Here is a 25,284-nt window from a genome sequence, read left to right as displayed (position 1 = left end):
GTGAGTACCAGTACTAATGCGCCCGTGATCGGCCTTGGCATGCCCAGAATTCCCAGCCTGCGCAACAGGCTCAAGGATACCCCGGTGGTCGGGCCGAAAAAGGTGCTGCTCGCGGCCCCGCGCGGCTACTGCGCCGGCGTGGACCGGGCGGTCATCGCGGTGGAGAAGGCCCTCGAACTGTACGGGGCGCCCGTCTACGTGCGCAAGCAGATCGTGCACAACACCCACGTGGTGAGCGAACTCGAGAAGAAGGGCGCCATCTTCGTCGAAGAAGTGGATGAGGTCCCCACCGGTTCGCATATCGTCTTCAGCGCGCACGGCGTGTCGCCGGCCGTGGTCAACGCCGCCGCCGCTCGCGGCCTGTCGGCCATCGACGCCACCTGCCCGCTCGTCACCAAGGTGCACCGCGAGGCTGTGCGCTTCGCCCGCGACGACTTCGAGATCTTGCTGATCGGCCACGAAGGCCACGAAGAGGTCGAGGGCACCGCCGGCGAGGCGCCGGAGCACACGACGCTCGTCGGCAGCCCGGACGAGGCCGACACTATCGTCGTGCGCGACCCGGACAAGGTGGTCTGGCTGTCGCAGACCACGCTGAGCGTTGACGAGACCATGGAGACGGTGCGCCGGCTGCGGGCCCGGTTCCCGAACCTGCAGGACCCGCCCAGCGACGACATCTGCTACGCCACCCAGAACCGTCAGGTGGCCATCAAGAAGGTCGCCCGCGACTCCGATCTGGTGATCGTGGTGGGGTCGGCGAACTCGTCCAACTCGGTACGCCTGGTGGAGGTGGCGCTGGAGTACGGCGCGAAGGCAGCCTACCGGGTGGACTACGCCAACGAAGTGAAGCAGGAGTGGCTCGACGGCGTGAACACCGTGGGCGTCACGAGCGGAGCATCCGTGCCCGAGGAACTCGTCGAGGAACTGCTGCGCGACCTGGCCGGCGCCGGCTACGGCGACGTGGAGCAGATCAAGACCGCCGAAGAAGACCTGCTCTTCTCGCTGCCCAAGGAGCTGCGCAAAGACCTGCAGGGCAAGACCGACGCGCGTGCGCTCGGGGGCAGGGTCAGTCGACCGGAGTAGTCGGTGGCTGGCCGGGCCTTACGGCTGGCTGAGGTACTCGAGCAACGCCGGGTCACCGGCGAGCACGACGGCCACGGCCGCGACCAGCAGGACAAACGCGACGACGCCGCCGATGATCGGAACGTAGAACGCGCGTCGGCCGCGCAGCAGCAGCAGGATCGACGAGACGGCTGCGGCCACCCAGACGACGGCCTGGCCGATGCTGCCGCCGGTGATGATCGCGGTGACGGAGTCCGTCACGGTGTACTCACCCAGTTCGGCCTGCGAATAGAGCATCGCCAGGGCCTGCGGCAGGCTGCCGAGAATCGAGATGGTGAAGTAGGCGCCGAGCAGCCCGAAGACCAGCAGGCTGATGGTGAGGGGTCGGTCCCAGGCAGGCGCCGTTCCCGGCACCGAACCTGGCGCCGCGGAGGCCGGCCGTTCGGCCGATCCCCGCGTCGCCCGGGCCGGCGTCACCGTGGTGGATGCGGCGGCAGAGGCCGCAGGAACGGGTTCGTCCTGCGGCGGCGTCCAGGTCCAGCCCTCCGGAGCCAGCTCGCCGTAGCGGGGCTGGGGGCGGTAGTCCACCGGCGGGGTGACCGCCGGGGTCTGGTCTGAAGCGTTCTCTGCCATCGTCATCCGGTGTTTTCTGTTGAACTAGCTGTTGGAGTGCCCGGCGGAACCGAGCTGGCGGGTGGCCTGGGCAACGCGTGCGGCCATGGCCGTCTCGGCAACCTTGCCCCAGGCGCGCGGGTCGTACAGCTTCTTGTTTCCGACTTCGCCGTCGACCTTGAGCACGCCGTCGTAGTTCTTCAGCATGTAGTCGGCGATGGCGCGGGTGAACGCGTACTGGGTGTCGGTGTCGACGTTCATCTTCACGACACCGTTGGCGACGGCTTCGGCGATCTCGGCATCGGTCGAGCCCGAGCCACCGTGGAAGACGAGGTCGAGGGGCAGTGCGCTGGTGCCGTACTTGGCGGCGACGCTGGCCTGGATCTCCGCAAGGAGTTCCGGACGCAGCTTGACGTTGCCGGGCTTGTAGACGCCGTGCACGTTGCCGAAGGTGAGGGCGGCCATGTAGCGGCCCTGTTCGCCGAGGCCGAGGGCCTCGATCATCTTGACGGTGTCGTCGAAGGTCGTGTACAGGTTGTCGTTGATGTCGCCCTCAACGCCGTCTTCTTCGCCGCCGACGGCGCCGATCTCGACCTCGAGGATGGCGTTGATCGCCTTGGTGCGGGTGATGATGCCCTTGGCGATCTCGAGGTTCTCGTCGAGCGCGATGGCCGAGCCGTCCCACATGTGCGACTGGAAGATCGGGTTGAAGCCATCGGCGACGGCGGTCTCGGAGGCCGAGATGAGGGGCAGGACGAAGTCGTCCAGCGCACCCTTGGGGCAGTGGTCGGTGTGCAGGGCCACGGTGACGGGGTAGTTGTCAGCAACGGCGTGCGCGAACTTGGCGAACGCGAGGGCGCCGGCGGCACGGTTCTTGACGGTGTGACCGGCGAAGTAGTCGGCGCCACCGGTGGTGACCTGGATGATGCCGTCAGAGCCGGCTTCGGTCAGGCCCTGGAGAACGGCGTTGATGGACTGCGAGGAGGAGACGTTGAATGCGGGGTACGCGAACCCCTTCGACTTGGCCTTGTTCAGCATTTCGGCGTATTGGTCTGGGGTTGCGATGGGCATTGCTTCTCCTCGAAATCGAGCGGGGGTGTCCGTCAAGTCTAGCGAGGGCTTCTGTGTGAGCGCTCGGGGTACAAGGTCCCGCTCTAGGCACGCTGGGTATGCTGGCCCCGTACCGGCGTAGTTCCGGCGCGTCCCTCAGCAACCCACATACGACCTCGAAGGACACCAATACACAGTGACTACTGAACACGATTCTCTCTACCTCCACCCCGACCGCAGCCTCGGCATGGAGCTGGTGCGGGCCACCGAAGCCGCCGCCATCCGCGCTGTGCCGTTCATCGGCCGCGGCGACAAGAACGCCGCAGACGGTGCCGCCGTCGACGCGATGCGCAAATTCCTCGGCACTGTCGATTTCGACGGCGTCGTCGTCATCGGCGAGGGCGAGAAGGATGACGCGCCGATGCTCTACAACGGCGAGCACGTCGGCAGCGGGCGCGGGCCCTCCTGCGACATCGCGGTGGACCCCATCGACGGCACCTCACTCACCGCCAACGGGCGTCAGAACGCACTGAGCATGATCGCGGTCGCCGACCGGGGCAGCATGTACGACCCCAGTGCCGTGTTCTACATGGACAAGATCGTCACCGGATGGGAGGGCCACAACGTCGTGGACCTGCGCCAGCCGATCGGCGAGAACATTCGCGCTCTGGCCAAGGCCAAGGGCAAGGATGTGTCCGACATGACCATCGCCATCCTCGACCGGCCGCGGCACGCCGGCCTGATCGAAGAGGTGCGCGCGGCGGGCGCCGGCACCCGGTTGATGCTCGACGGCGACGTGGCCGGCGGCATCAACGCGGCCATCACCGAGACCCGGATCGACATGTGCGTCGGCATCGGCGGCACCCCGGAGGGCATCATCACCGCCTGCGCGTTGAAGGCGTTGGGCGGTTTCATCCAGGCGAAGCTGCACCCCAAGGACGACGACGAGGCCCAGCGGGCCATCGACGCCGGCCACGACCTTGACCGCATCCTGGGCGTGAACGACCTCGTCACCAGCGACAACACCTATTTCGTCGCCACCGGCGTCACCGACGGCCAGCTGGTCGGCGGGGTGCGCAAGATGGGGCCGAAGATCCGCACCGAGAGCATCGTGTTGCGCGGCAGTACCGGCACCATCCGCCGGGTCGTGGCCGAGCACCTTGCCGAGAAGTGGCTATAGAGAGCCCTACTTTTATTCAACGAGGATGCCCAGCTGCGCCGCGAGCAACGGAGCGAGCAGCGCGAGCTGGGCGTCGTCGATGGTGGCGCCCCTGAGCCCTTCCAGGCTGTGGATGGCCGAGAAGTCGCTGGAGCGCAGGTCCACGTCGGTCAGCCGTGCGCCGGCCACGTCGAGGGTGCCGATCCGGCAGTCGCGGAGTTCCAGCCGTTGCACGGTGGCCCCGGAGAGGTCGAGCTCGTCGATGATGCAGTTGGAGATGAGCACGTCGGTGAGGGTGGCGTTGCGCAGGTTGATGAAGTCCAGCTTCGACCCGTCCAGCTGAACGCTGCGCAGGCTGGAGTCGTAGAGCTCGACCGAGCCGAGCCTGGAGTGCTCGATGCGTACGTCCCGCCAGCTCGATCGTGGCGCGCTGAACACGGCCGCGTGCAGTTCGGTGGCGACGCACTCGTTCCAGGTGCTGCCGCGCAGCACCGTGGTATTCAGGTCGACGCCGTGGAACTCACACTCCGCGAACCGGGTGCCGGTGAAGTCCCGGCCGGAGAAGTCCACCCGGCTGTAGCGTTCGGCCTCACGGTCGTCACCGCGGCCCACCAGCGCGCCGTCGTTGTCGAGCAGGTTCTCGAGCAGGATCCGGTCCAGCTGGGGTCCGCGCCGCTTCGACCGGGCCGGTGGCTTGGCCACTAGGAGGCCCGTTCGGCGACGGGTTCGAGCAGGAACACCGGGATGACCCGATCGGTCTTGACCTGGTAATCGGCGTAGTCGGGGTACGCCAGAACGGCCCGCTCCCACCAAAGGGCCTTCTCGTCGCCGGTGATCTCCCGGGCGAGCATGTCGCGTCGCACCGGACCGTCCTGCACCTCGACGAGCGGATGCGCGAGCACGTTGGCGTACCAGACCGGGTTCTTCGGGCTGCCGCCGAGCGACGCCACGGCGGCGTAACGGCCGTCGTGTTCGACGCGCATGAGCGGAGCCTTGCGGATCTTGCCGGATTTGGCGCCGAGGGTGCTCAGGACGATCACGGGCATTCCGCGCATGGTGGTGCCCTTGGTGCCGGCTGAGGTCTCGTAGAGTTCGACCTGGTCGCGGACCCACTTCTCGGGGCTGGGCTCGTACTCTCCGTGCAGGGGCATGCTGGCTATCTTTCTCTCGGGGGAAAACGGGGGTGGCGCGGGACGTACCGCGGAATGTAGCGCCAGAGCACGCCGGCTCCCACCAGGCCCACCACTCCCATCACAGCACTGGCCACCGACAGCGACAACAGCGCGATCATGGCGGCGACGGCCAGGGGAGCGGCGGCGCTGCCGAAGTCGGCGGTGAACCGCCAGGCGCCCAGGAACGGGGCCGGGCCGCCGGCCGGCGCCAGGTCGGCGCCCAGGGTCATCAGCAATCCGCTGCCGATACCGTTGGCCACGGACAGGAACATCGCCACGGCGATGAACCACGCCACGTTCTCGGGCAGATCGTGGGTGAACGCGAGGGCGAGCATGCCGACCCCCAGTCCGGTCATCGACGGGATCGCGGTCCACATGCGCCCGAAGCGGTCCATGATCTGGCCGCTGGCATAGAAGAGCGCGAAGTCGATGCCGCCGGCGATGCCGATGATGAGGGCGGTGTCGGGTTCGTTGATGCCGATGCTGACCGCCCAGAGCGGCAGCAGCACCGTGCGGGTGGCCCGCATCGCACCGACCAGCCCCGCGCCGGTGCCCAGCCGCAGCAGCACGCCCCGGTAGCGCCAGATGGTGCTGAACAGTCCCGCGGTCTCCGCGACGGCGACGGGAGCAGGCTTCGCGAAGGTAATCGTCGGATCCGGCAGCAGCATCAGCACGACGGCGGCGGCCACGCAACAGACGATGAACACCCAGAAGACGGCGGTGGTGCTGCCGGTGAGGTGGATGACCCCGGCGGCCAGGAACGGTCCGACGAACCAACCGGCGCGGAAGACGCCGCCGAGGGTCGACAGCGCCCTGGCCCGGTAGGCCACGGGCACGTAGCTGGTCATGAAGGCATGGCGGGCCAGAGCGAACACGGCCGTGGCCAGGCCGATCAGGAAGATGCCCACCAGCAGCACGACCGGGTTGGGGGCGACGATGCAGACCAGCACGGCGATGATCGCCAGCAGCGACGCCCCGATCATCGAGTTGCGTTCGCCGATGCGGGACACTATCGCGCCGCTGGGGATGTCGCCGACGAGTTCACCGACCATGACCATGGCCGCGATGAAACCGGCGAAGGCCAGCGACGCGCCGAGGCCGTCCGCCACCAGGGGGATGAGCGGGATCATCGCACCCTCGCCGATGGAGAAGAGCAGCGTGGGTAGAAACGCGGCCAGAGCCACTCCCCGGAGGCTGAAGGGGCGCTCGGTGCTCATCCGTTCGATGTTACCTCTCGCCCGGTAGGCTGGATTCCACAATGATTGAGCTGGATTTCTCTGAGCAGATCGCCGCGCTGCGGGCCACGTTTGACGACATCCGGTCGGTGATCGACATCGACAGGCTGAAGCTGGACATTGCCGAGTTGAGCGACCAGGCGGGTGCCCCCGACCTGTGGAACGACTCCGAGCACGCCCAAAAGGTGACCAGCGAGCTCAGCCACCGCCAGAGCGAGCTCAAACGCATCGACAGCATCGAGTCCCGCCTCGACGACCTCGAGGTGCTCGTGGAGCTGGCCAACGCCGAGGGCGACCAGGAATCGGCCGATGAGGCCACGGCCGAACTACGCAGCGTGCAGAAGGTCCTCGGCGACCTCGAGGTGCACACCCTGCTCAACGGTGAGTTCGACCCCAACCCTGCCGTGATCACCATCCGGGCCGGGGCCGGTGGCGTGGACGCCGCCGACTTCGCCGAGATGCTGTTGCGCATGTACCTGCGGTGGGCCGAGCAGCACGATTACACCACCAACGTTCTCGACGTGAGCTACGCCGAAGAGGCCGGCATCAAGTCCGCCACGTTCGAGGTGAACGCGCCGTACGCGTTCGGCACCCTCAGCGTCGAAGCCGGCACGCACCGGCTGGTCCGGATGAGCCCGTTCAACTCCGCGGGCAAGCGCCAGACCTCCTTCGCCGCCGTCGAGGTGGTCCCGCTGATCGCCCAGGCCGAGGCCGTGGAGATTCCCGACAACGACATCCGCGTCGATGTGTTCCGCTCCAGCGGCCCCGGCGGGCAGTCGGTGAACACCACAGACTCCGCCGTGCGCATCACCCACCTGCCCACCGGACTGGTGGTGAGCTGCCAGAACGAAAAGAGCCAGATCCAGAACCGCGCGGCGGCGATGCGGGTGCTGGCGTCCAGGCTGTTGTTGCTGCAGCGTGAGCAGGAGGCGGCCACCAAGAAGGAGTTCGCCGGAATCATCACCGCGAGCTGGGGTGACCAGATGCGCAGCTACGTGCTCGCGCCGTATCAAATGGTCAAGGACCTGCGCACCGAGTACGAGGTCAACAACCCGTCCAACGTGTTCGACGGTGACCTGGACGGATTCATCGCCGCCGGCATCCGCTGGCGCAAGACCCCCACCGACTAGGCGTGTCAACCTTTGGACTTGCTGCTTGAGGCATGTCGCAAGTAGGTAAATCCCGGATGGCTGCCTAGGCTCGAAACGCCATGATCCGATTTGATCACATCACCAAGAAATATCCCGGTACGAACCGACCGGCCCTGAACTCAATCGACGTCGAAATTCTTCGCGGCGAGTTTGTCTTCCTGGTCGGGGCTTCGGGCTCGGGAAAGTCGAGCTGCCTTCGCCTGATGTTGAAGGAGGAGAAGCCGTCCAGCGGAAGCATTCACGTGCTCGGCCAGGATTTGCGCTCCATCTCCAACCGCAAGGTGCCCTACTTCCGTCGCAACCTCGGGGTGGTCTTCCAGGACTTCCGTCTGCTGCCGAACAAGACCGTCTACGACAACGTCGCGTTCAGCCTGCAGGTCATCGGTAAGTCCCGTGGGTACATCCAGGAAGCCGTGCCCGACACCCTGCAGATGGTGGGCCTGGCTGAGAAGGCGCAGCGTCTGCCACACGAACTCTCCGGTGGTGAGCAGCAGCGCGTGGCCATCGCCCGAGCGATCGTGAACAAACCACAGATCGTTCTCGCCGACGAACCGACCGGAAACCTCGACCCCACCACCAGTGCGGAGATCATGTCGCTGCTGGCCCGGATCAACGCCGGCGGCACCACCGTGATCATGGCCACGCACGAGGCCGGCATCGTCGACAAGATGAAGCGCCGCGTGATCGAACTCTCCGCGGGCCAGATCGTGCGCGACGAGCGTCAGGGCGGCTACGCCACGGCGGCCATCCCGATGGTGCTGCCCCCCGGCGAGCGGGCCGCGTCGAGGTCCTCGCGGATGCCGGCCACGGGCTCCGCCCCGGCCACGCCGCTGACCCACCCCGCGCCGGAGGTGCTGCCCCAGGAGGTGGCATCGGCCGAGGTCGAGGCCGCCGCGGTTGCGGTGAGCACCGGGCTGCCGGTAGAGCCGACGCCCGAACCGGCACCGGCGATCGAACGGGCCGAGCCCCTGTCGGTCGTGGCTTCCACCCCATTGGTCCCTGTCGTGGCGCCCATCCCGCCGGTTCCGGTCATGGCCGAGCAGCCCGCAGCGGTTGACCGTCAGACGGAAACCCCTGAGCCGGAACCCGACCAGCAGGCCGCCGCGCCGCCGGTCGAGCAGCCGACCTCCACGATGTCCAGGCCGGTGCTCCCGGTCACCCAACACGACGAACCAGAACAGCTCACCCTGGCCGAGAAGCTCGGCCTGCGGGCTCCGGGCGAAAAGGCCGATCCCACCAGTGAGCAGAACGTAGGACCCACCCGATGAGACTCGGACTTGTGCTTTCCGAAGCATCCAACGGCCTGCGCCGCAACGCCTCCATGGTCGTCTCGGTCGTGCTGGTCACCTTCATCTCGCTCACCTTCGTGGGCGCGGCGATCCTGATGCAGATGCAGATCGGCCAGATGAAGAACTTCTGGTACGACCGCGCACAGGTGGGCATTTACATGTGCACCGCCATCTCGCCGGGGGAGACCTGCACCGCAGGCGAAGCCTCCCAGGAGCAGATCGACTCGGTGCAGGCGCAGCTGGAGTCCCCGACCCTGGCAACCTTCATCGACAAGTACTACTTCGAGACGCACGAGCAGGCGTTCGAGAACTTCAAAACGCAGTTCGCGGGCAACCCCGTGGCCGACTACGTGACAGCCGAACAGCTCAACCAGACCTTCTGGGTCAACCTCAACAACCCCGAGGACTCCGAAGTGCTGGTCGAGAGCCTGTCCGGCGTCGCCGGGGTCGAGAATGTCGCCGATCAACGCAAGTACCTCGATCAGATTTTCTCGGTGCTGAACGTGGCCAGCTATACAGCCATCGGCATCGCATCGTTGATGCTCGTGGCGGCGGCCCTGCTGATTGCCACGACCATCCGGCTGTCGGCGTTCTCCAGGCGCAAGGAGTTGGGCATCATGCGACTGGTGGGTGCGTCGAACCGATTCATCCAAACGCCGTTCATCCTCGAGGGTGTCTTCGCGGCGCTGCTGGGTTCACTGCTGGCCGGTGGGGCGATCGTGGCGATCGTGCACTACTTCGTGCAGGGCTACCTGGGTGCCAGTCTCACTGGCTTCGCCCTGGTCGGCCTCGATGACGCGTTCACCGTGGTGCCGATCCTGCTGGTGCTCGGTGCGGCGCTGGCCGCGGCGTCGGCCAACTTCGCGATCACCCGCTATCTGAAGGTCTGATCAGATCCACTAGACTGATGGGCTGCCCGGCGGATGCCTGGCCGCTTCACTGAACCGATCGAGGAGAATGCCGTGCCCAGGGAAAAAGGCGAGAAGGTCGTCGCGACCAATCGCAAGGCGCGCCACGACTACCTCATCGAGGATACGTACGAGGCCGGAATGGTGCTCAGCGGCACCGAGGTAAAGTCCCTCCGCGCCGGACGGGCGTCCCTCGTCGACGGCTACGCGTTCATCGAGTCCGGGGAGGCCTGGCTGGATGCCGTGCACATTCCGGAGTACACCGCCGGCACCTGGACGAACCACCCGCCCCGTCGCAAGCGCAAGCTGCTGCTGCACAAGGCGGAGATCGTCAAGATCAGCCACAAGACCAAAGAGGGCGGCTACACCCTGATTCCGCTGAAGATCTACTTCAGCGACGGCAAGGCCAAGGTCGAGATCGCGGTGGCCAAGGGTAAGAAGGAATACGACAAGCGGCAGACCCTGCGCGAACGCCAGGACAAGCGCGAGTCCGACCGAGCCATCTCCGCCCGCCGCAACCTCGGCGACTAGCCAGACCCGCCCCGCCCCGAGTCGCCCGCTCAATCTGGCCGCTACTCGTCTTGTGGTCGGGTCTTCGGGTCGTGCGCCCGGTGTTTTCCGGGTGTGCGCCATGTCCCGGACGGGTCGATCCAGTGCGGGGCCTTCATGGTGTACCTCGGTCCACTGGGGTGGGCAGTCGCAGCCCGGGATGATGCAGCCGCCGTCTCGGGCGGTGATCATTTTGCGTTGCATCGGGGAGAAACAACGGGCTTTGGAGCCCAGGCCCAGGCCGAGGACGGCACCGGCCCTGCCGAAGAAGACGGGCTGGAAGCCGCCGTTGTCGATCATCTGCGTAATGGTCTTCATCGAGACCGGCCCGTCGACGCCGTCGATCCAACCGACGCCGGCGTCCTTGAGGAGGTCGGCCGCGTTCACATGCACCATCACCGTCGGTGGCATGCCGCCCATGGTCGGGGTGCGGGGGTCTTGGGCGACCTGCACCAGGATGCCGCGGAGAATATCGGCGCGCTTCTCCCCGCCGGTGCGTTCGTCGATCAGCTCGCCGGGCACGAGTTCGCCGGCTTCGATGTGTTGCTGTTCCTGTGCGGACGGGAACCGTGGTGCGGAGCGGGCGGATTGGAAGGTGTTGAACAGGTTCTGGATGACACCCTTGAGGACCGGGGTCACGCCGCCACGCAGCGGGTAGAGGCCCCGGGTGAGCTCGCCGAAGGATATGGTGGATTTCGCTTCAACCGCGGTCGCGTTCGGGGCGGCCCCGTCGGGGGTTAGTAGCGCCTGCATCCGTGCCGCCAGGGACCGCAGATCATCGGCCGGATAGGTGAACCCCTCCGAATCGCCACGCCGCAGAATCGGACCGGTGCACCGGATGTCGCTGTCGCCGGGGCCGCGGGTGCGATCGAAGACCGACCCTGTCGCCCGCTCGACGAGGCCGAGCTCGGCGGATTCGACGTCGGCCTGGTCGGCATCGAAGCGGCCGTGCACCTTATAGTCGGCCAGCCCCTTCACGATCGTCTCCGCCGCATCGATCCCCAATTCCCCGGCGCGCATCGCGGCCGCCACCGCGGGGAACTCCGGCTCCAGCACCTGGCCGGCCAGCATCCTCTGGGCCACCTTCTCACCCAGCGCCAGGCGCCGTTTCATCTCCTGCCGAGACGCCAAGGTGAGGCGGGTGAGCAGGTCGCTTTGATGCGACGCCCCCAACCGCCACGCCATCGAATCCCGGCCCAACCCGGGGCGGGACCGGTATCCGACAACGGTCGCCGCGCCAACCCGGGCCGCGTCCACGGGCCGGCCGGCATTCTCGACCGTCTGGGTGAACGCCACCACCTCCGCGTCACTGAGCGAGTCGAGGTCGGTCGACTCCAGAACGGCCTGCACCATCTCCGCGGCATCCGCGAGGACCCGGAGCTTTTCACCGAAGGCGCCGGTGAACGCGCGCTGCACCCCCGGGATCGCCGACGGATCCCGCCACTCCGGCTTGCCCTCACCGCCGAACTGAGTGTCGGCGGTGCCGCTCACGCTGCCGGCATCCGGTGCCGGCCCGGTCAGGCCGGTGTTCCAGTCGTGGAGATTGGAACCGGTGGGAGAAGTTCCCGTCGGTGCGGGGGAGCCTGGAGCCAGCTCGTCGTCCATACGCCCATTATCTCATAAATCGTAGAAGTATGCGAGAATTTGTCATGAATCTGTAGGCCAGGTATAGGAAACATTTTCGCTAGACGGCGCGTTGTCGATGACGGCATGCGGCATCCGTCGCTACCGGGGTGGCGCGAAAGTGTTGTATCCTGAAAGGCCGTGGTGGTGAGCTGCAATGTTCGCCACTGCGGTTCTGGAAACAGGATTGGTAACTCAACAGCGTGTGACAACAACCGCGTTCTGCGCAACTCATTCGAGTCGGCAGCACGTGAACATGGGGATGATCGGTTTCGACATTGCCTGCGTAACTGTGAGAAGCGGGTCGAGGATGCAGGGTTATCTCGTAAACGATCTCTGCAAAACAATAAGTGCCAATTCAAACCGCACTGTCTCGCGTTCCGCTTTCGCCCTCGCGGCCTAAGTAGAACCACATTGAGACCGTCAGACCGGGAATGCTCTCTACTCGGATCCTGACGTCATTTAGAGAGATTGCTCCTATCCTGAGCCTCGGGGTATAGGGGGACTCAAACGAGGGCTGGGCTCGTCGGATCAGCTGCCAGTGGCAAGTTCCGGAGCCGAGTAGAACGCCTTCACTGGATACACCCGTAGAAGAAACATGACCACAGCAATGGACCGGGGTTCAATTCCCCGCATCTCCACCATTGGGTTGTTGCCACACGCTGTTGACCACCAACATGCAAAACGCCACCTCTCGAGGTGGCGTTTTGTGTATTCAGGAGCGGCCGGCCCGACGTGGTCAGTCGACCAGGAAGGGCTGATGCCGATACCCGTCCATTTCGAGAATGAGTGCGGACGATTCCGGTACCTCGACGAAGGCGCCGGGCAGGTCGTTGAGCGGCTCGGACACCACGACCTTCGCATGATCACCGAAGGCGGCCAGCCGCTCCTGGTCGGGGTACATCTGGCGGAGCGTGCGGATGTCCGCCGAATGAAACAACGTGCGCGTGCGTCCCTGGGTCGAGTAACGGAAGGCCCACAAGGTGGTGCCGTCGGAGACGGCGACGGTGCCCTGCCAGGGAAAACGCACATCGTGATCGTGGCCGACAGACTCGACGGTGCGAATGGCGCGCCCGATGGCATCGATAGGGTCATCACGGAGCCCGTAGGTCAGCGCGAGGTGAAAGAGCACCTCTGAGTCCGTCGTGCCGAGCACGTTCGGGTACAGCGACGGGTCGATCGCCAACGTCAGGTCGCGCCTGAGCTCGCGCCACCCCGCAATGGCGCCGTTGTGCATGAACATCCAGTTCTGATAGCGATACGGATGGCAGTTCGTCTGCTGGATCGGCGGTGCGGTTGCCGCGCGAACATGGGTGAAGAAGAGCGGGCTGGTGAGAGCCCTGGTGAGCTCGCTCAGGTTCGCGTCGTTCCACGCGGGTTCGATGCTGTGGAACAGCGCCGGTGCGGTGCCCTTCGGGGCTCCCGTGGGGTACCAGCCGAAGCCGAAGCCATCCCCGTTCACCGTCTCGGCCCCGAGCGGGGAGTTCAGCGATTGCGCGACTATCGAGTGCTTAGCGTCGAGCACGATCATTGAGGGTTGCAGGGGTTCCCCGAGGTACGCCAGCCATCTGCACATCCGTCCATCTCCCATCCGGCACCGCCGCGGTGGCGCGCACGCGACCATTGTGCACCCGTCCACCGAGGGCGGTCCGGTTCCCCCAACAGGGTGATGCAAGACCCTTGACCGCCATCCGGCTACAGGTCACACTCGTCGCAGACGGTTCACACTGTCGTGATCCGACGGCGACGGAAGAGGTCAACGTGGCTACGTTTGGCATCGAAGAGGAGTTCCAATTCCTCGATCCTGACACCCTGTTCCCCGTGGATGTGGGCGCCCAGGCCTTCGAGCACCTGTCGACGATGCCCGAATGGCAGGGCGTGACGCACCGGGAGTTCCTGGCCTCCCAGATCGAGCACGCTTCGGCGGTGTTCGAAGAGATGGACGACGCTCACACGGCCATGACGGGCTTTCGACGCGCGGTCGCCGACCAGGCGGCCGAACTCGGTGTGATCGTGGCGAGTGTCGGCACCCCGCCCGACACGACGGCGTTCCCCACGATCACCGACACCGAGCGCTACCAACGAATCGTGCGCACCATGGACGCCGTGATCGCCGACCATCAGGTGAGCGGTCTGCACGTGCACGTCGGCATCCCAAGCCGGGAGGCCGGGGTGATCGTCCTGAATGCGGTGCGGCCCTGGTTGCCGCTCTTCACGGCCATCGCCGCGAACTCGCCGCTGTGGCGGGGGCAGGACACCGGGCATGACAGCTGGCGCACGGTGTTGCTGCGCCGGTGGACGACTTCGGGCTGCCCGCCGGCCTTCCTCGACGCCGCGGACTACGACCGACGCATCGCACGACTGCTGGGCATTGGCGGCACCGTCGACCTGGGTGTGATCATGTGGGATGTACGGCTCTCGGAGCACCTGCCCACGATCGAGTTCCGGGTGGCAGACGCACAGCTCGATGCGCAGACCACGCTGTTCATCACCGCGTTGTGCCGGGCGTTCGTGGCACATTCACTCGGGGTGCCGGCCGCGCAGGCCGCCGCCGCGAGTGCATCCGCCCAGATGCCCTCCGAACTCCTCTCCGCTGCCCTGCTGCACTCGGCCCATCACGGGATGGACCGGCAGGTCTTCGATCCGCTGCGCGGCGGGCTGGCCCCGGCTCACGGCTGCCTCCGCCGATTCGTGCGGATGCTCGAGCCCGAGCTCGTAGAACTGGGCGACGTCGAACTGGTGCGAGAGGCGGTGGCCCGGCTCAGAGTCGACGGCACCGGTGCGGCACAGCAGCGTGCCGCCTTCAGCCGGGGCGGCCGGCCCGAGCTGCGCCGGCTGCTCACCAGGACGTTGACCCCGGCTCGGCGCGCCGAGAGGGTGACGGTGGCCGCTGGAGCGATCCTCGGCTGAGGACGCTCGCCATGGTCAGACGGCGGGGTGTGGGTGCAGCCGCAGGCCGGCGGAGGTGCCGATCGCCTCGCGCTGACCGCCGGAGTGCACGATCTCGGTGCCGTGCACGGTGAGCTGGCTTGCGTGCGCGCGCAGCGCATCCGTCACCACCGCGAGGTGCTGGGGCAGATCGATCCATTCTTCGTCACCCGCGGGTGCCTCGAGGACCTCGGCGAAGGCGGTGCCGGTGGCCGTGGTCGCGGCGCGGGCGGCATCGTGGGCGCGCACGTGGTCGGGATGCCCGTAACCGCCGCCGTCGTCGTAACTGATCACCAGGGACGGCCGCAGCCGCACAATCAGGGCCGCGATGTCGGCCGTGACCTCGGCCAGCGGCGCCACCGAGAGGGCGTCGTCGGCGGCGTCGTCCGCCGGCCCGGCCAGGCCGGGCCGAATCCAGACCATGCCGGAGTCGCGGTAGCGGCGGGGCTCGAGGCCGTCGACCCTGGCGGGCGGCTCACCGAGCCAGAACCGTTCGGTGATGCCCAGGATGCCGGTGGCCCGTTCGAGCTCCAGTTCCCGTTCGCGCGCCAGCTCCTCGGTGCCGGCCAGGGCCGTGAGCGGACCGTCGACGACCTCGCCGCGTTCGCCCCGTGAGCAGGTGAGCAGGAACACCCGGCTGCCCCTGGCGACGAACTCGGCGATGAGTGCGCCGGTGGAGATGGTCTCGTCGTCGGGGTGGGCGTGCACGAACAGCACCGACCGCTGGCCGTCGAGCAGGCTCACGCGCAGACCGATACCGGCAGCAGGGCGCAGTAAACGTCGAGCAGGGACGCGGCGGAGCGCGACCAGTCGAAGGTCTCGGCGCGCGCGCGGGCCGCCAGCGACAGGCGCCGCGCCAGGGCGGGGTCCGCGAGCACGTCGGTGAGCGCATCCGCCCAGACCTGCGGGTCGCGCGACTCGATGAGCAGACCGGTGTCGCCGTCGAGCACAGCTTCGCGCAGTCCGCCCGTGCCCTGGGCGACGACGGGAACACCGCTGGCCGCGGCCTCCAGGGCCACCAGGCCGAAGGTCTCGGAGTGTGAGGGAACCAGCACCACCCGGGCGCCGCGGAGCAGGGCCGCCAGGTCGACGCGGGACCGCGGACCGACGAAGCGCACCCCGTTCTCAATGCCGTGCCGGGCCGCGAGCCGGTTCAGCTCATCGATGTAGCCGTCGTAGTCGGCCGAGGCGTCACCCGCGATCACGAGCTCCGGCCTCAGGTGAGCCGGCACGGCGGCGATGGCCTCGATGGCCAGGTCGAGGCCCTTGAGCGGCTGGAGGCGCCCGGCGACCACCGCGTAGCCGCGGTCCGATGGCGTGGCCCGGTCCGCTCCGGCTGCTGCGGGCGCGACGGGATGGAAAAGGGACCCGTCCACGCCGGGTGGGACTATCGCGATGCGGTTCATCGACCCGCCGAGCCGACGCACGACGGTGTCGGCCTCGGCGGCGCTCACGGCCACGATCAGGTCCGATTCCCGGGCCAGCCAGGCTTCGCCGGCCATCCGCCCGCCGGATTCGGGCCGCTCGCCCGCCGACAGCGGGGTGGCCTCGTCGGCCGCGATGGAGTGGAAGCTCTGTACGTGCGGCACGCCCAGCTCGCGGGCCAGTGGCAGCATCGCCATGCCGGAGAACCAGTGATGCGAGTGGATGACGTCCCACGGACCCAGCGCGGCGGCCTGCGCACGGAATTCGTCGATGAACCCCTCGTGGTCGCCCTTGGGCACCGAGCGGAGCGGTCCGGCGTCGAGGTAACGCAGGGTGACGCCGGCGCCCAGGCTCCGGGCGGCGGGCATCTCGGGGGAGGACCGTCGGGTCAGGATCTCCACCTGGTGGCCCAGCGCGGCCATGGCCTCGGCCTGGTGCCGCACCACGACATTCATGCCGCCGGCGTCCCCCGAACCGGGCTCGGCACCGGGGGAGGTGTGCAGGGAAACCAGGGCGATACGCAGGGGATCTGTAACAGGGGACACTACAGAATCTTATGACACCGGCGGATGCGTATGATGAGACCCAGTTGTATGCAATGTACGCCTACGACCGTCCAGTACCAACAACTTCGAGTTGGAGGGTCACGTGCGCGAAGCCCTGCGGTGCGCGATGGTCCCCGTGATGCTGGCATGGCTGGCTACTCTCGAGCGCAAGTTCCGCGGCATCCCGGTGCCGGACGATGCTCCCCAGGCGCACTCGCCGGGAATCGACAGTGACCGTATCCTCATCGTCGGCGGCGGACCGGCCATCGGCTGGGGTGTGCTCAGTCACACCCTCGCACTGCCGGGCGCTCTGGCCAGGGCGCTCACGGCCCGCACCGGTCGCGGCGTGGATGTCGACGTGATCGCCCGGTCGAACATGACGCCGCGCAACGCGCCAGAGCACATCGACTTCGCCAACCTGTGGCGATACGACGCCGTGGTGCTCACCCTCGGCCTGTTCGACGCGGGCCGGCTCACGTCCACACGGGCCTGGCGCCGGGACCTCGCCAGCCTGGTTGAGCAGATCCAGCACTCGAGCTCCCTCGGCACCGAGGTCTTCGTCGCCGGGATCGCCCCGGTGGCGTTGATTCCGGCCTTCAGCGGCCCCTTCGGCGCACTGGCCGGCAGGCACGCGCTGGAGCTCAACGCTGTGAGCGAAGACGTCTGTGCCGCCGTGGACCGGCTGACCTTCGTGAGGCTGCCCGGCACGCCGGTCGCCAGGTCCGGCCGGTTCCGGTCCGCGAGCGACTACGACCTCTGGGCGGAGGTGCTGGCCGAGCCGATGGCCGGCCCGCTGGAGCCCCTGCGACGCACCGATGGGGTGCCGGCACCCGAGGTACAGGGCCGCACGCCCGAGGAGATCGAGCAGGCCAGGCACCGGGCGCTGATGGCGTTGAACCTGCTCGACACCGCACCGGAGGCGCGGTTCGACCGGATTGTTGCGCTGGCCCGCTCGTCGCTGGGCACCAGCGCGGCCGCGTTCACGGTGATCGACGGTGACAGGCAATGGCACAAGGCGACGGTGGGCCTCGCGGTGTTCGACATTCCACGGAGCGAGTCGTTCTGCACCGTCACGGTGCTCGAGTCGGCGGCTCTGGTTGTTCCCGATGCGCGGCTTGACCCGAGATTCCGGGACAATCCTCTGGTCGTCTCCGGTCCCCGGTTGCGCTTTTACGCCGGTTTCCCGATCGAATCACCCTCGGGCGAACGCATCGGCGCGCTCTGCGTATACGACCAGAACCCCCGCTCCCAGGAGGACGTTGACCTGGTGTTGTTGCGCGAGTTGGCGCTGTTGCTGCAGTACGAGCTCTGGCAGTCGGCCGGCGCCGTCGACCGAGCCGACACCGCGGGGCCGTAGGTCCGGGCTCTTGGCGCCGTCTGCCCAGTGGGGTCGGCTCAGCGAACCGGTGGGGCGATGGCGTCCAGCGCCGGCTGGTGCAGCAGGCCGTTGGTGGCCAGGGCGCTGCCGTGCCACGGGCCGGCCGCGCCATCGGCCGAGGTGAACACGCCACCGGCCTCCTGCACGATGGGCACGAGGGCCGCCATGTCGTACGGCTGCAGGTCGAATTCGCCGGCGATGTCAAGGTGTCCCTCGGCGAGCAGCATGTATGACCACATGTCGCCGTAGGCCCTGGTGCGCCAGACCTGCCGGGTCAGCGCCACGAGCCCGTCGAGCCGGCCGGCCGTATCCCACTGCTGGATACTGCCGTAGCTGAGGGACGCGTCCGCGAGGGTCTCGACGCCGGAGACGTGCAGACGGGTGGGCGCGGCCTCGGGACGGCGGGCATCGGTCGCCCAGGCTCCGCCGCCGGTCGCGGCCCACCACCGTTTACCCAGGGCGGGGGAGCTGACCACACCGAGCACCGGAACCCCGTCGATCGCGAGGGCGATCAGGGTGCCCCAGATGCTGATGCCCCGCAAAAAGCCGGCGGTGCCGTCGATCGGGTCGATGATCCACTGCCGGGTCGTCGACCCCGCCGTGCCGAATTCCTCACCGAGGATTCCGTCGCCGGGGCGCCGCTCGGCCAGGAGAGCACGGATGGCGCGCTCGACCGCCTGGTCGGCATCGGTCACCGGGGTGCGGTCCGGCTTGGTGGTGACAACAAGGTCGAGGGCTTCGAATCGGGCCATCGAGATCGCGTCGGCCGCATCGGCCAGCTCGAGGGCCAGCGTGAGATCATCGGCGAGGGTGGGCGGCAGGGTCTCGGTCACGCTCCCCAGAATAGTGACTGGGGCGCGACACGCCGATGTCAGCTCTCGATTGGCGCGAGCGCCGAAACTGATGGTAATGTCTCATGTCGGCGGGGATGCCCCGCCTGAACGATATGCACAAGAATACGCACCTCTAGCTCAATTGGCAGAGCAGCTGACTCTTAATCAGCGGGTTCCCGGTTCAAGTCCGGGGGGGTGCACCACACGAAAGACAAGCCCGGCCGCGAGTGTGCGGCCGGGCTTTTCTGTACCCTCAAACGACCGCTTAAGCTGTGAGCGGGCTGTGTGTGACGGGAGCGCCGGAACAGGCCGTTACGCCGACACGTTGTGCCCAGGGAATGTCCACGACACGAGGAGAGACACTATGAGCACAACCACTGAGAAGGCGACACTGGCCGGCGGCTGTTTCTGGGGCGTCGAGGAACTGGTGCGGAAGCGCGAGGGCGTTCTCTCCACCCGGGTGGGCTACACCGGCGGCGACACCCCGAACGCCACCTACCGCAACCACGGCGACCACGCCGAGGCGATCGAGATCACCTTCGACCCCGAGCGCACCAGCTTCCGGGAACTGCTGGAGTTCTTCTTCCAGATCCACGACCCGTCGACGAAGGACCGCCAGGGCAACGACCGTGGCCGCAGCTACCGTTCGGCGATCTTCTTCGCGGATGCCGAGCAGGAGCGCGTCGCCCGCGACACCATCGCGGATGTCGACGCATCCGGTATCTGGCCGGGCCCCGTCGTGACCGAGGTGGAACCTGTCGGCGACTTCTGGTTGGCCGAGCCCGAGCACCAGGACTACCTGCAGAACTACCCCAACGGCTACACCTGCCACTTCGTGCGGCCGGGCTGGGTCCTGCCGCGCCGTGAGCAGACCGCCAGCTAACCAGCCCCCGGCGCGCGGCGCGGTCGTGCTCGCCCTGCCGTTCGCGGGCCGGTGGCTGGCGGGCAACAGCCCGGCCCGACGCGTGCCGAGCCATGGCACCGACCTGCTCGGCGAGCGCTACGCGATCGACTTCACCGGGGTGGATGATCGCGGGCGCACGGCAGCCAGCCGCGACTGGGGCACCTACGTCGGCACAGAACCACCGGAGCGGTTCTTCGCCTACGGGCGGGCGATCCTGGCACCGGCCGCCGGCGTCGTCGTCGAGGCGTTCGACGGCGAGGTCGACCACCCCGCCCGGCGATCTCAGCTGGCGCTCGTGCCATACGCCCTGGGCCAGGTGGCGCGGCTCCGGGCCGGAGTGGGAGCCATCGCGGGCAATCACATCGTCATCGAACTCGTCGGGGGTGCCGGGTTTCTGGCTCTCGTGCATCTGCGAGCCGGTTCCATTCGCGTTCGTCCGGGAGACACCGTAAACCCGGGGCAACCTCTGGCCGAATGCGGGAATTCCGGCAACTCGACCCAGCCGCACCTGCATCTGCAGGTGATGGACAGCCCGGACCTGTCTATCGCGCGAGGCCTGCCACTGGCGTTTCGGCGCTACCGGGAGTGGCCGGCCGGCGCGAAGCATCCAGTACTTCGGGACGTCGGTATCCCTGGCGAGGGCGCCACCGTCGAGCCCCTGCCGTCATAGTGGAGGCCTCGAGTTGGGCATCGACGGACTCGGCGTCCAGGCTCAACGCGTGGTGTCCGGGCACCCACCGGCTGAACACTTTTTGCCTCGGCGGGCATTGACAGCCGCCGACCCCCGGGCAATCGTGGACCCTTCACAGGGTCTTTCCGCCCGCCGGTGGGTTTCGCCGCTCGCGAGGGCTCCAGCGTCGTCCACAGAGGAGCCGCCACCATGGCAGATAAAGCGACCGCGAAGAAAGCGCCCGTCAAGAAAGCGCCTGCGAAGAAAGCGCCCGTCAAGAAAGCGCCCGTCAAGGCAGCGCTCGCGAAGAAACCGACCGCGAAGAATGCGCCCGTCAGGAAAGCGACCGCTAAGACAGCGCCCGCCAAGAAAGCGCCCGCGAAGAAGGCCCCCGCCAAGAAGCTGTCCACCACGCGGTCGAGCACCGAGCGCCGGACCAGCGCGCCCCACATCGTCGAGCACCCGACCGTGGTCGCGCGCGCCGCTCGAGGCAAGGCGGCGAGAGCCGAGACCCCCCGCGCCAGCCACAACGGGTGGGAGCCGGCCGCCGACCGCCCCGACCCCGTCGCTCTGATCGAGGAGCAGAATCGCACCCGGGTGCCCGATCTGGTGCCGGTGCGGCACGGGCGGATGATGGTCTCGCCGTTCACCTTCTACCGCGGCGCCGCCAAGATCATGGCGACCGACCTCAAAGACACCCCGCGCGCCGGACTCATAGTCCAGCTCTGCGGTGACGCCCATCTCTCCAACTTCGGCGTGTTCGCGTCGCCGGAGCGCAACCTGCTCTTCGACCTCAACGACTTCGATGAGACCCTGCCCGGTCCCTTCGAATACGACGTGCTGCGCATGACGGCGAGCTTCACGATCGCGGCCCGCAACAACGGGTTCAGTGCCGCGGACATCCGGAGCGTGACGCTGGAAGCCGTGCGCTCCTATCGGGAGGGGATGGCTCAGTTCGCCGCGATGCGCACCATGGACATCTGGTATGCCCGGATGACCGAGCAGGAGATGCTCAAGGCCATGGACATGGCCAGGGCCACCCAGAAGGACAAGGCGGCGCGAAAGGCGGCCAAGGGGCTGGAGAAGACCGCGCTGAAGAACGCTGCGAAGGCACGCTCCCGCGACAGCATGCAGGCTCTGTCCAAGCTTGCCGAGCTCGTCGACGGCCAGTACCGGATCATCAGCCAACCGCCGATCGTCATTCCGGTCCGCGACCTCGCGGAGTCCCTCGGCCTGTCGTCCGACGATGTGCAGGCGGCGGTCCTGGAACAGCTGAGGTCGTACCGCGAGAGCCTGCAGGACGACAGGCGCCGGCTGCTCGAACGCTTCGAGGTGGTGGATGTGGCTCACAAGGTGGTGGGTGTCGGCAGCGTCGGCAACCGGGCGTTCATCGCCCTGCTGCAGGGCCGCGACGAGCAGGACCCGTTGTTCCTGCAGGTGAAGGAGGCCACGGCATCCGTGCTCGAGGACCACCTGCCCAAGAGCGTCTACGAGCAGCCGGGGGAGCGGGTGGTGCAGGGGCAGCGGATGATGCAGGCCGCCAGCGACATCTTCCTGGGCTGGACCAAGGGAGTGCAGGCCGACCGGTACCTGTACTGGCGTCAGCTGCGTGACATGAAGGGCTCGGCGATCGTGGAGGCGATGGTGCCGATGGGGATGACGTTCTACGCGCACGCCTGCGGCTGGACCCTGGCCCGGGCCCACGCCAGGTCGGGCGACCCCGTCGCGATCGCGGCGTACCTCGGAAAGAGCGACACGTTCGACCGCGCGGTCACCGACTTCTCCAACCGGTATGCCGACCAGAACGAGAAGGACTACGAGGCCTTCCTCGAGGCCGTGCACACCGGCTGGCTGGAGGCCCGGGAGGGCGTCTGAGCCGCCTCCGCGGCTGCAACTGTTGCCGGCGGACAAATGGTCCCGGTGCGCCGGCCGAACGTGTCCGGAACGGGAACAGTGCGGCGGGACGCCGCGCGGCTAGACGAAGCGCTCGAGCACCGTGCCCTCGCGCATCCGCTCGACGCGCTTCACGTGCTTGGCGATGTCGCGCACCCCGCGATACACCGCGAGTTCGGCAACATCCACCACCTTGGTCGAGGCGTGTGACCGGGTCGGATGCGCGAATTCCTCGATCGACTGGAAGCTGTCCCGCCCGCGCGGCTCGGCGCTGAATCGCTGCGCGAAGCCGGTGTTCACGCTGGTGAGCTCGATGTCGGCCTCGTGCGCGGTGATCAGGCGGCGGGTGTCCACCGTGATCACGGTGTGGGCGTCGTCCCGGTAGGAGCGCGCGGCGAGCAGCTCGTTCAGCCGCGGCTTCTGCAGGAAGAAGAACACCCGGTCGTTGAGCATCGTGTACCACTCGCTGGGGGAGAGGTCCTCCAGCGCGGCCGCCAGCGATGACTCGTGAATCGCCTTCTGGTGCCGGATGACGGCGGTGCCGTAGTCCGGATGTTCCAACTCCAGCGACTCACCACGCCGCTTGGTGAGGATCGCGGCCTGCGGTGCCCCCTGCCGCACGCCCCATCGGGTGACCAGCGCGGCCGTGCTGAGCAGTCCGTGCCGCTCGATCGACGGCCACGACCCATCCGCTGCCACGTGGTACAGCTCGGGGTAGAGGCGGATCAGGTCCTTGGAAAGCACGGGGCAAGCGTACCGCCGCTTAGCCGGCCGACCGGGGTCAGAGGTCGAACGCGAGCCGGGCGCCGAGGGCGAGCATGAGCACAGCGATAGCGCCGTCGAGCACCCGCCAGGCACCGGGGCGCGCGAAGATCGGGCGCAGCAGACGAGCCCCGAAGCCGAGGCCGGTGAACCACAGGATGCTAGCCGTGATGGCGCCGCCGGCCCACCACCAGCGCTCGGCGGGGTCCTGTTGGCTGGCCACGGCGCCGAGGAACACCACGGTGTCCAGGTAAACGTGCGGGTTGAGCCAGGTGAGGGCGAGAACCGTGCCCACGGCGACCCGCATCCCGGTGCTGCCCGAGGATCCGGTCACCAGAAGCGCGCCCGGACGGATGGCCCGCCGCGCCGCCCACAGGCCGTAACCGACCAGGAAAGCGGCCCCGACCAGTCGCACGACCACCATGACCGCCGGCGCCGCCGCCACCAGGGCACCCATTCCCAGCACGCCAGCGAGGACGAGAGCCGCATCGGACAGAGCGGCAATGGCCACCACCGGTGCGATCACCCGGGTGCGGCCCTCGATGCCCAGCCGCAACACGAACGCGTTCTGGGCGCCGATGGCGATGATGAGGGACAGACCCGTGACCAGGCCCAACAGTGCGGGGAGGAGGGTTGTCGCAGGTGTCATGCCTCCCACGCTAGGGAGTCGCAGTGATTCAGTCCAGCTACGTTTTCTTAGGATGCGTAAGCTGGACTTATGCAACGCTTCACCCTCGACCAGCTGGAGACCCTGCGCGCCCTGGTCCAGGACGGCACCTTCGAGAAGGCCGCCCGCCGGCTGCACGTCACGGCGTCGGCGGTCTCGCAGCGGGTCAAGGCCATGGAGCAGTCCTGCGGCCGGGTCCTCGTGCAGCGCACCACCCCCGTCTGTCTCACGGCCGCCGGTGCGGTGGTGCTGCGCTACGCGCGCCAGGTCGAACTCCTGGAGGCCGACACCGAGCGAGCGCTGCGCGAGAACGGGTCCGCCGAACGGTCCGTGCAGATCTCCCTCGCCGTGAACGCGGACAGCCTGGCCACCTGGTTCCTCGGCGCGCTCGCCGGGGTGGCCGACGAACTCGACATCACCTTCGACCTGCACCGCGAAGACCAGGAGCACACGATCTCGCTGCTGCGCTCCGGCGCCGTGATGGCCGCGGTCACCTCCGACCGCGAATCGATCCAGGGCTGTGTCACCGAGCCGCTGGGCCGGATGCGCTACCGTGCAGTCGCCACGCCGGCCTTCGTGGCCCGCTGGCTCGCCCACGGACTCGCCGCGTTGCCGGAGGCGCCCGTGGTCACCTTCGACCGCAACGACGACCTGCAGGACTCCTTCCTGCGGGCGCACGCCGGCGGGCCCGGTGACCCACCCCGGCACGTCATCCCCACCTCCCACGATTTCGCCCGCACAGTGCTGCTGGGCATGGGCTGGGGAGTGCTGCCCGAGCAGCAGTGTCTGGACGAGATCGCCGACGGCCGTCTGGTGGAGCTGGCGGCGGCGCATCCGGTGGACGTGCCGCTCTACTGGCAGCGCTGGAACCTGGCGTCGCCGCTGCTCGACGCGGTTTCGACGGCGGTGCGCGTTCAGGCTGAGCGGACACTGCGGCCGCTCACGGTCTGACTCTCCGAACGGTCCTACAGGTCTGTGTGCGCCAGCGGCAGGCCGCTGAGGCTGGCCCGGATCTCGACGCTCCGAATCTGGTCGAGGGTCACATCGGTCGACGCGGCGAGGTTCTCGGTGCTCGGGCTCGTCGCCGTCCAGGTCGCGAGCACCGTCGCGGTGCCGTCCTGATCGGTCATCACCATGTCGTAGTCCTGGGGCCCGTTGTCCTTCCAGAGCTGATTGAGGTACACGCACGACCAGTCGAACCGGGTGCCCCAGTCGGTGTCGGTGATGGTGAGGGCCGCGGTGAGGGCGTCGTCCTCCACGGGCTCCATGGCAACGACCATCGTCGGGGCCGGGTCGGCGGGTGTGGGCGGCGCGGTGGCGGACGGTGCGGATGAGGGCGGTGCGGCCTCGAGAGTCGCCGGAGTGCCCAGGGTGGCGCCGAGGAACCCGCCGCCCAGGGCGAGGCCGGCAGCGACGGCCGTGCCGGCCACGGCCAGACGCAGCCGGTTGCGCCGCGTGCGGGCGACGGCCGC

At 67.8% G+C, this 25,284-nt stretch carries 23 protein-coding genes, 1 tRNA gene, 1 other RNA gene and 2 pseudogenes; 14 read left to right on the top strand and 13 right to left on the bottom strand.

Features of this window, described 5'->3' with window-relative positions:
* The first annotated feature begins 39 nt into the window (after nucleotides 1–39).
* A complete protein-coding gene (locus E3T19_RS15790; RefSeq protein WP_088458064.1) occupies nucleotides 40–1,080 on the top strand; it encodes a 4-hydroxy-3-methylbut-2-enyl diphosphate reductase in 1,041 nt (346 codons plus the stop codon).
* An 18-nt stretch (nucleotides 1,081–1,098) separates the two neighbouring features.
* Here the strand turns inward: E3T19_RS15790 and E3T19_RS15785 are convergent, their stop codons facing one another.
* Entirely contained in the window at nucleotides 1,099–1,698 is a 600-nt protein-coding gene (locus E3T19_RS15785) for a DUF6264 family protein (RefSeq protein WP_121678487.1), read from the bottom strand.
* 18 nt (nucleotides 1,699–1,716) lie between these two features.
* Nucleotides 1,717–2,742: a class II fructose-bisphosphate aldolase gene (fbaA, locus tag E3T19_RS15780; RefSeq protein ID WP_088456697.1), complete on the bottom strand. Its 1,026-nt coding sequence runs from the start codon at nucleotides 2,740–2,742 to the stop codon at nucleotides 1,717–1,719.
* Nucleotides 2,743–2,968: 226 nt separating this feature from the next.
* Between fbaA and glpX the strand changes: the two genes are divergently transcribed.
* Nucleotides 2,969–3,901, top strand: coding sequence for a class II fructose-bisphosphatase (gene glpX / locus E3T19_RS15775; protein WP_174776216.1), 933 nt, complete (start codon nucleotides 2,969–2,971; stop codon nucleotides 3,899–3,901).
* Nucleotides 3,902–3,913: 12 nt separating this feature from the next.
* On the opposite strand, the gene E3T19_RS15770 is transcribed toward glpX, so the two are convergent.
* From E3T19_RS15770 to E3T19_RS15760, 3 genes are read right to left on the bottom strand one after another with little or no spacing between them, the layout of a single operon-like run.
* Nucleotides 3,914–4,582 (bottom strand): pentapeptide repeat-containing protein, encoded by a 669-nt coding sequence (locus E3T19_RS15770; protein WP_088456695.1) that lies wholly within the window; start codon nucleotides 4,580–4,582, stop codon nucleotides 3,914–3,916.
* Nucleotides 4,582–5,031, bottom strand: a complete 450-nt coding sequence (locus E3T19_RS15765; protein ID WP_088456694.1) for a nitroreductase family deazaflavin-dependent oxidoreductase — start codon at nucleotides 5,029–5,031, stop codon at nucleotides 4,582–4,584. The genes E3T19_RS15770 and E3T19_RS15765 overlap by 1 nt, the downstream gene beginning before the upstream one ends.
* 5 nt (nucleotides 5,032–5,036) lie before the next feature.
* The gene (locus E3T19_RS15760) at nucleotides 5,037–6,269 is read right to left on the bottom strand and encodes an MFS transporter (RefSeq protein WP_134409323.1); all 1,233 of its coding nucleotides are present in this window, start codon (nucleotides 6,267–6,269) and stop codon (nucleotides 5,037–5,039) included.
* 41 nt (nucleotides 6,270–6,310) lie between these two features.
* On the opposite strand from E3T19_RS15760, the gene prfB reads away from it, so the two are divergent.
* The 4 genes from prfB (at nucleotide 6,311) to smpB (ending at nucleotide 10,166) form a co-directional block, all read left to right on the top strand.
* Nucleotides 6,311–7,417, top strand: coding sequence for a peptide chain release factor 2 (gene prfB / locus E3T19_RS15755; protein ID WP_088456692.1), 1,107 nt, complete (start codon nucleotides 6,311–6,313; stop codon nucleotides 7,415–7,417).
* Between the two features lie 80 nt (nucleotides 7,418–7,497).
* Complete coding sequence (gene ftsE / locus E3T19_RS15750) at nucleotides 7,498–8,706, top strand: cell division ATP-binding protein FtsE (RefSeq protein ID WP_134409322.1); 1,209 nt, start codon at nucleotides 7,498–7,500, stop codon at nucleotides 8,704–8,706.
* Nucleotides 8,703–9,617, top strand: a complete 915-nt coding sequence (ftsX, locus tag E3T19_RS15745; RefSeq protein ID WP_088456690.1) for a permease-like cell division protein FtsX — start codon at nucleotides 8,703–8,705, stop codon at nucleotides 9,615–9,617. Before ftsE ends, ftsX begins: the two co-directional genes overlap by 4 nt.
* Before the next feature lie 72 nt (nucleotides 9,618–9,689).
* Nucleotides 9,690–10,166 carry an SsrA-binding protein SmpB gene (smpB, locus tag E3T19_RS19125; RefSeq protein ID WP_088458063.1) on the top strand — a complete coding sequence of 159 codons (477 nt, stop codon included), beginning with the start codon at nucleotides 9,690–9,692 and terminating at the stop codon, nucleotides 10,164–10,166.
* Between the two features lie 204 nt (nucleotides 10,167–10,370).
* Here the strand turns inward: smpB and E3T19_RS19425 are convergent.
* Nucleotides 10,371–11,537 (bottom strand): annotated as a pseudogene (locus E3T19_RS19425) (DUF222 domain-containing protein); the annotation flags it as partial.
* A 528-nt stretch (nucleotides 11,538–12,065) separates the two neighbouring features.
* On the opposite strand from E3T19_RS19425, the gene ssrA reads away from it, so the two are divergent.
* Nucleotides 12,066–12,451: a transfer-messenger RNA gene (ssrA, locus tag E3T19_RS15735) on the top strand.
* A 95-nt stretch (nucleotides 12,452–12,546) separates the two neighbouring features.
* Here the strand turns inward: ssrA and E3T19_RS15730 are convergent.
* On the bottom strand, nucleotides 12,547–13,338 hold the full coding sequence (locus E3T19_RS15730) for a class II glutamine amidotransferase (RefSeq protein WP_240632222.1): 792 nt from the start codon (nucleotides 13,336–13,338) through the stop codon (nucleotides 12,547–12,549).
* A gap of 230 nt (nucleotides 13,339–13,568) precedes the next feature.
* Between E3T19_RS15730 and E3T19_RS15725 the strand changes: the two genes are divergently transcribed.
* Nucleotides 13,569–14,717 carry a YbdK family carboxylate-amine ligase gene (locus tag E3T19_RS15725; protein WP_166788902.1) on the top strand — a complete coding sequence of 383 codons (1,149 nt, stop codon included), beginning with the start codon at nucleotides 13,569–13,571 and terminating at the stop codon, nucleotides 14,715–14,717.
* 15 nt (nucleotides 14,718–14,732) lie between these two features.
* Here E3T19_RS15725 and E3T19_RS15720 read toward each other — a convergent pair whose 3' ends face one another.
* Entirely contained in the window at nucleotides 14,733–15,479 is a 747-nt protein-coding gene (locus E3T19_RS15720) for a PIG-L family deacetylase (protein ID WP_241980302.1), read from the bottom strand.
* Entirely contained in the window at nucleotides 15,476–16,705 is a 1,230-nt protein-coding gene (locus E3T19_RS15715) for a glycosyltransferase (RefSeq protein ID WP_134409319.1), read from the bottom strand. The genes E3T19_RS15720 and E3T19_RS15715 overlap by 4 nt, the downstream gene beginning before the upstream one ends.
* A 103-nt stretch (nucleotides 16,706–16,808) precedes the next feature.
* Between E3T19_RS15715 and E3T19_RS15710 the strand changes: the two genes are divergently transcribed.
* Nucleotides 16,809–18,062, top strand: a complete 1,254-nt coding sequence (locus tag E3T19_RS15710) for a GAF domain-containing protein (protein ID WP_134409318.1) — start codon at nucleotides 16,809–16,811, stop codon at nucleotides 18,060–18,062.
* A gap of 38 nt (nucleotides 18,063–18,100) precedes the next feature.
* Here E3T19_RS15710 and E3T19_RS15705 read toward each other — a convergent pair whose 3' ends face one another.
* Entirely contained in the window at nucleotides 18,101–18,916 is an 816-nt protein-coding gene (locus E3T19_RS15705) for an inositol monophosphatase family protein (RefSeq protein ID WP_241980301.1), read from the bottom strand.
* A 127-nt stretch (nucleotides 18,917–19,043) separates the two neighbouring features.
* On the opposite strand from E3T19_RS15705, the gene E3T19_RS15700 reads away from it, so the two are divergent.
* From E3T19_RS15700 to E3T19_RS15685, 4 genes are all read left to right on the top strand, one after another.
* Nucleotides 19,044–19,119, top strand: a tRNA-Lys gene (locus tag E3T19_RS15700).
* A 161-nt stretch (nucleotides 19,120–19,280) separates the two neighbouring features.
* On the top strand, nucleotides 19,281–19,799 hold the full coding sequence (gene msrA / locus E3T19_RS15695) for a peptide-methionine (S)-S-oxide reductase MsrA (protein ID WP_134409317.1): 519 nt from the start codon (nucleotides 19,281–19,283) through the stop codon (nucleotides 19,797–19,799).
* Nucleotides 19,780–20,490, top strand: coding sequence for a M23 family metallopeptidase (locus E3T19_RS15690; protein ID WP_134409316.1), 711 nt, complete (start codon nucleotides 19,780–19,782; stop codon nucleotides 20,488–20,490). The genes msrA and E3T19_RS15690 overlap by 20 nt, the downstream gene beginning before the upstream one ends.
* Nucleotides 20,491–20,700: 210 nt before the next feature.
* Nucleotides 20,701–22,365: a DUF2252 family protein gene (locus E3T19_RS15685; RefSeq protein WP_134409315.1), complete on the top strand. Its 1,665-nt coding sequence runs from the start codon at nucleotides 20,701–20,703 to the stop codon at nucleotides 22,363–22,365.
* Between the two features lie 99 nt (nucleotides 22,366–22,464).
* Here E3T19_RS15685 and E3T19_RS15680 read toward each other — a convergent pair whose 3' ends face one another.
* Nucleotides 22,465–23,127: a hypothetical protein gene (locus tag E3T19_RS15680; RefSeq protein ID WP_088456680.1), complete on the bottom strand. Its 663-nt coding sequence runs from the start codon at nucleotides 23,125–23,127 to the stop codon at nucleotides 22,465–22,467.
* Between the two features lie 37 nt (nucleotides 23,128–23,164).
* Nucleotides 23,165–23,794, bottom strand: coding sequence for a LysE/ArgO family amino acid transporter (locus tag E3T19_RS15675; protein WP_134409314.1), 630 nt, complete (start codon nucleotides 23,792–23,794; stop codon nucleotides 23,165–23,167).
* A 69-nt stretch (nucleotides 23,795–23,863) separates the two neighbouring features.
* Between E3T19_RS15675 and E3T19_RS15670 the strand changes: the two genes are divergently transcribed.
* A complete protein-coding gene (locus tag E3T19_RS15670) occupies nucleotides 23,864–24,763 on the top strand; it encodes a LysR family transcriptional regulator ArgP (RefSeq protein ID WP_088456678.1) in 900 nt (299 codons plus the stop codon).
* A gap of 14 nt (nucleotides 24,764–24,777) precedes the next feature.
* On the opposite strand, the pseudogene E3T19_RS19120 reads toward E3T19_RS15670, so the two are convergent.
* Nucleotides 24,778–25,284, bottom strand: a pseudogene (locus tag E3T19_RS19120) (hypothetical protein); the annotation flags it as partial.

This window comes from Cryobacterium sp. TMT4-31, assembly GCF_004403385.1.
Classification (GTDB): Bacteria; Actinomycetota; Actinomycetes; order Actinomycetales; family Microbacteriaceae; genus Cryobacterium; species Cryobacterium zongtaii.
This window is presented reverse-complemented; position numbering and strand designations above follow the sequence as displayed.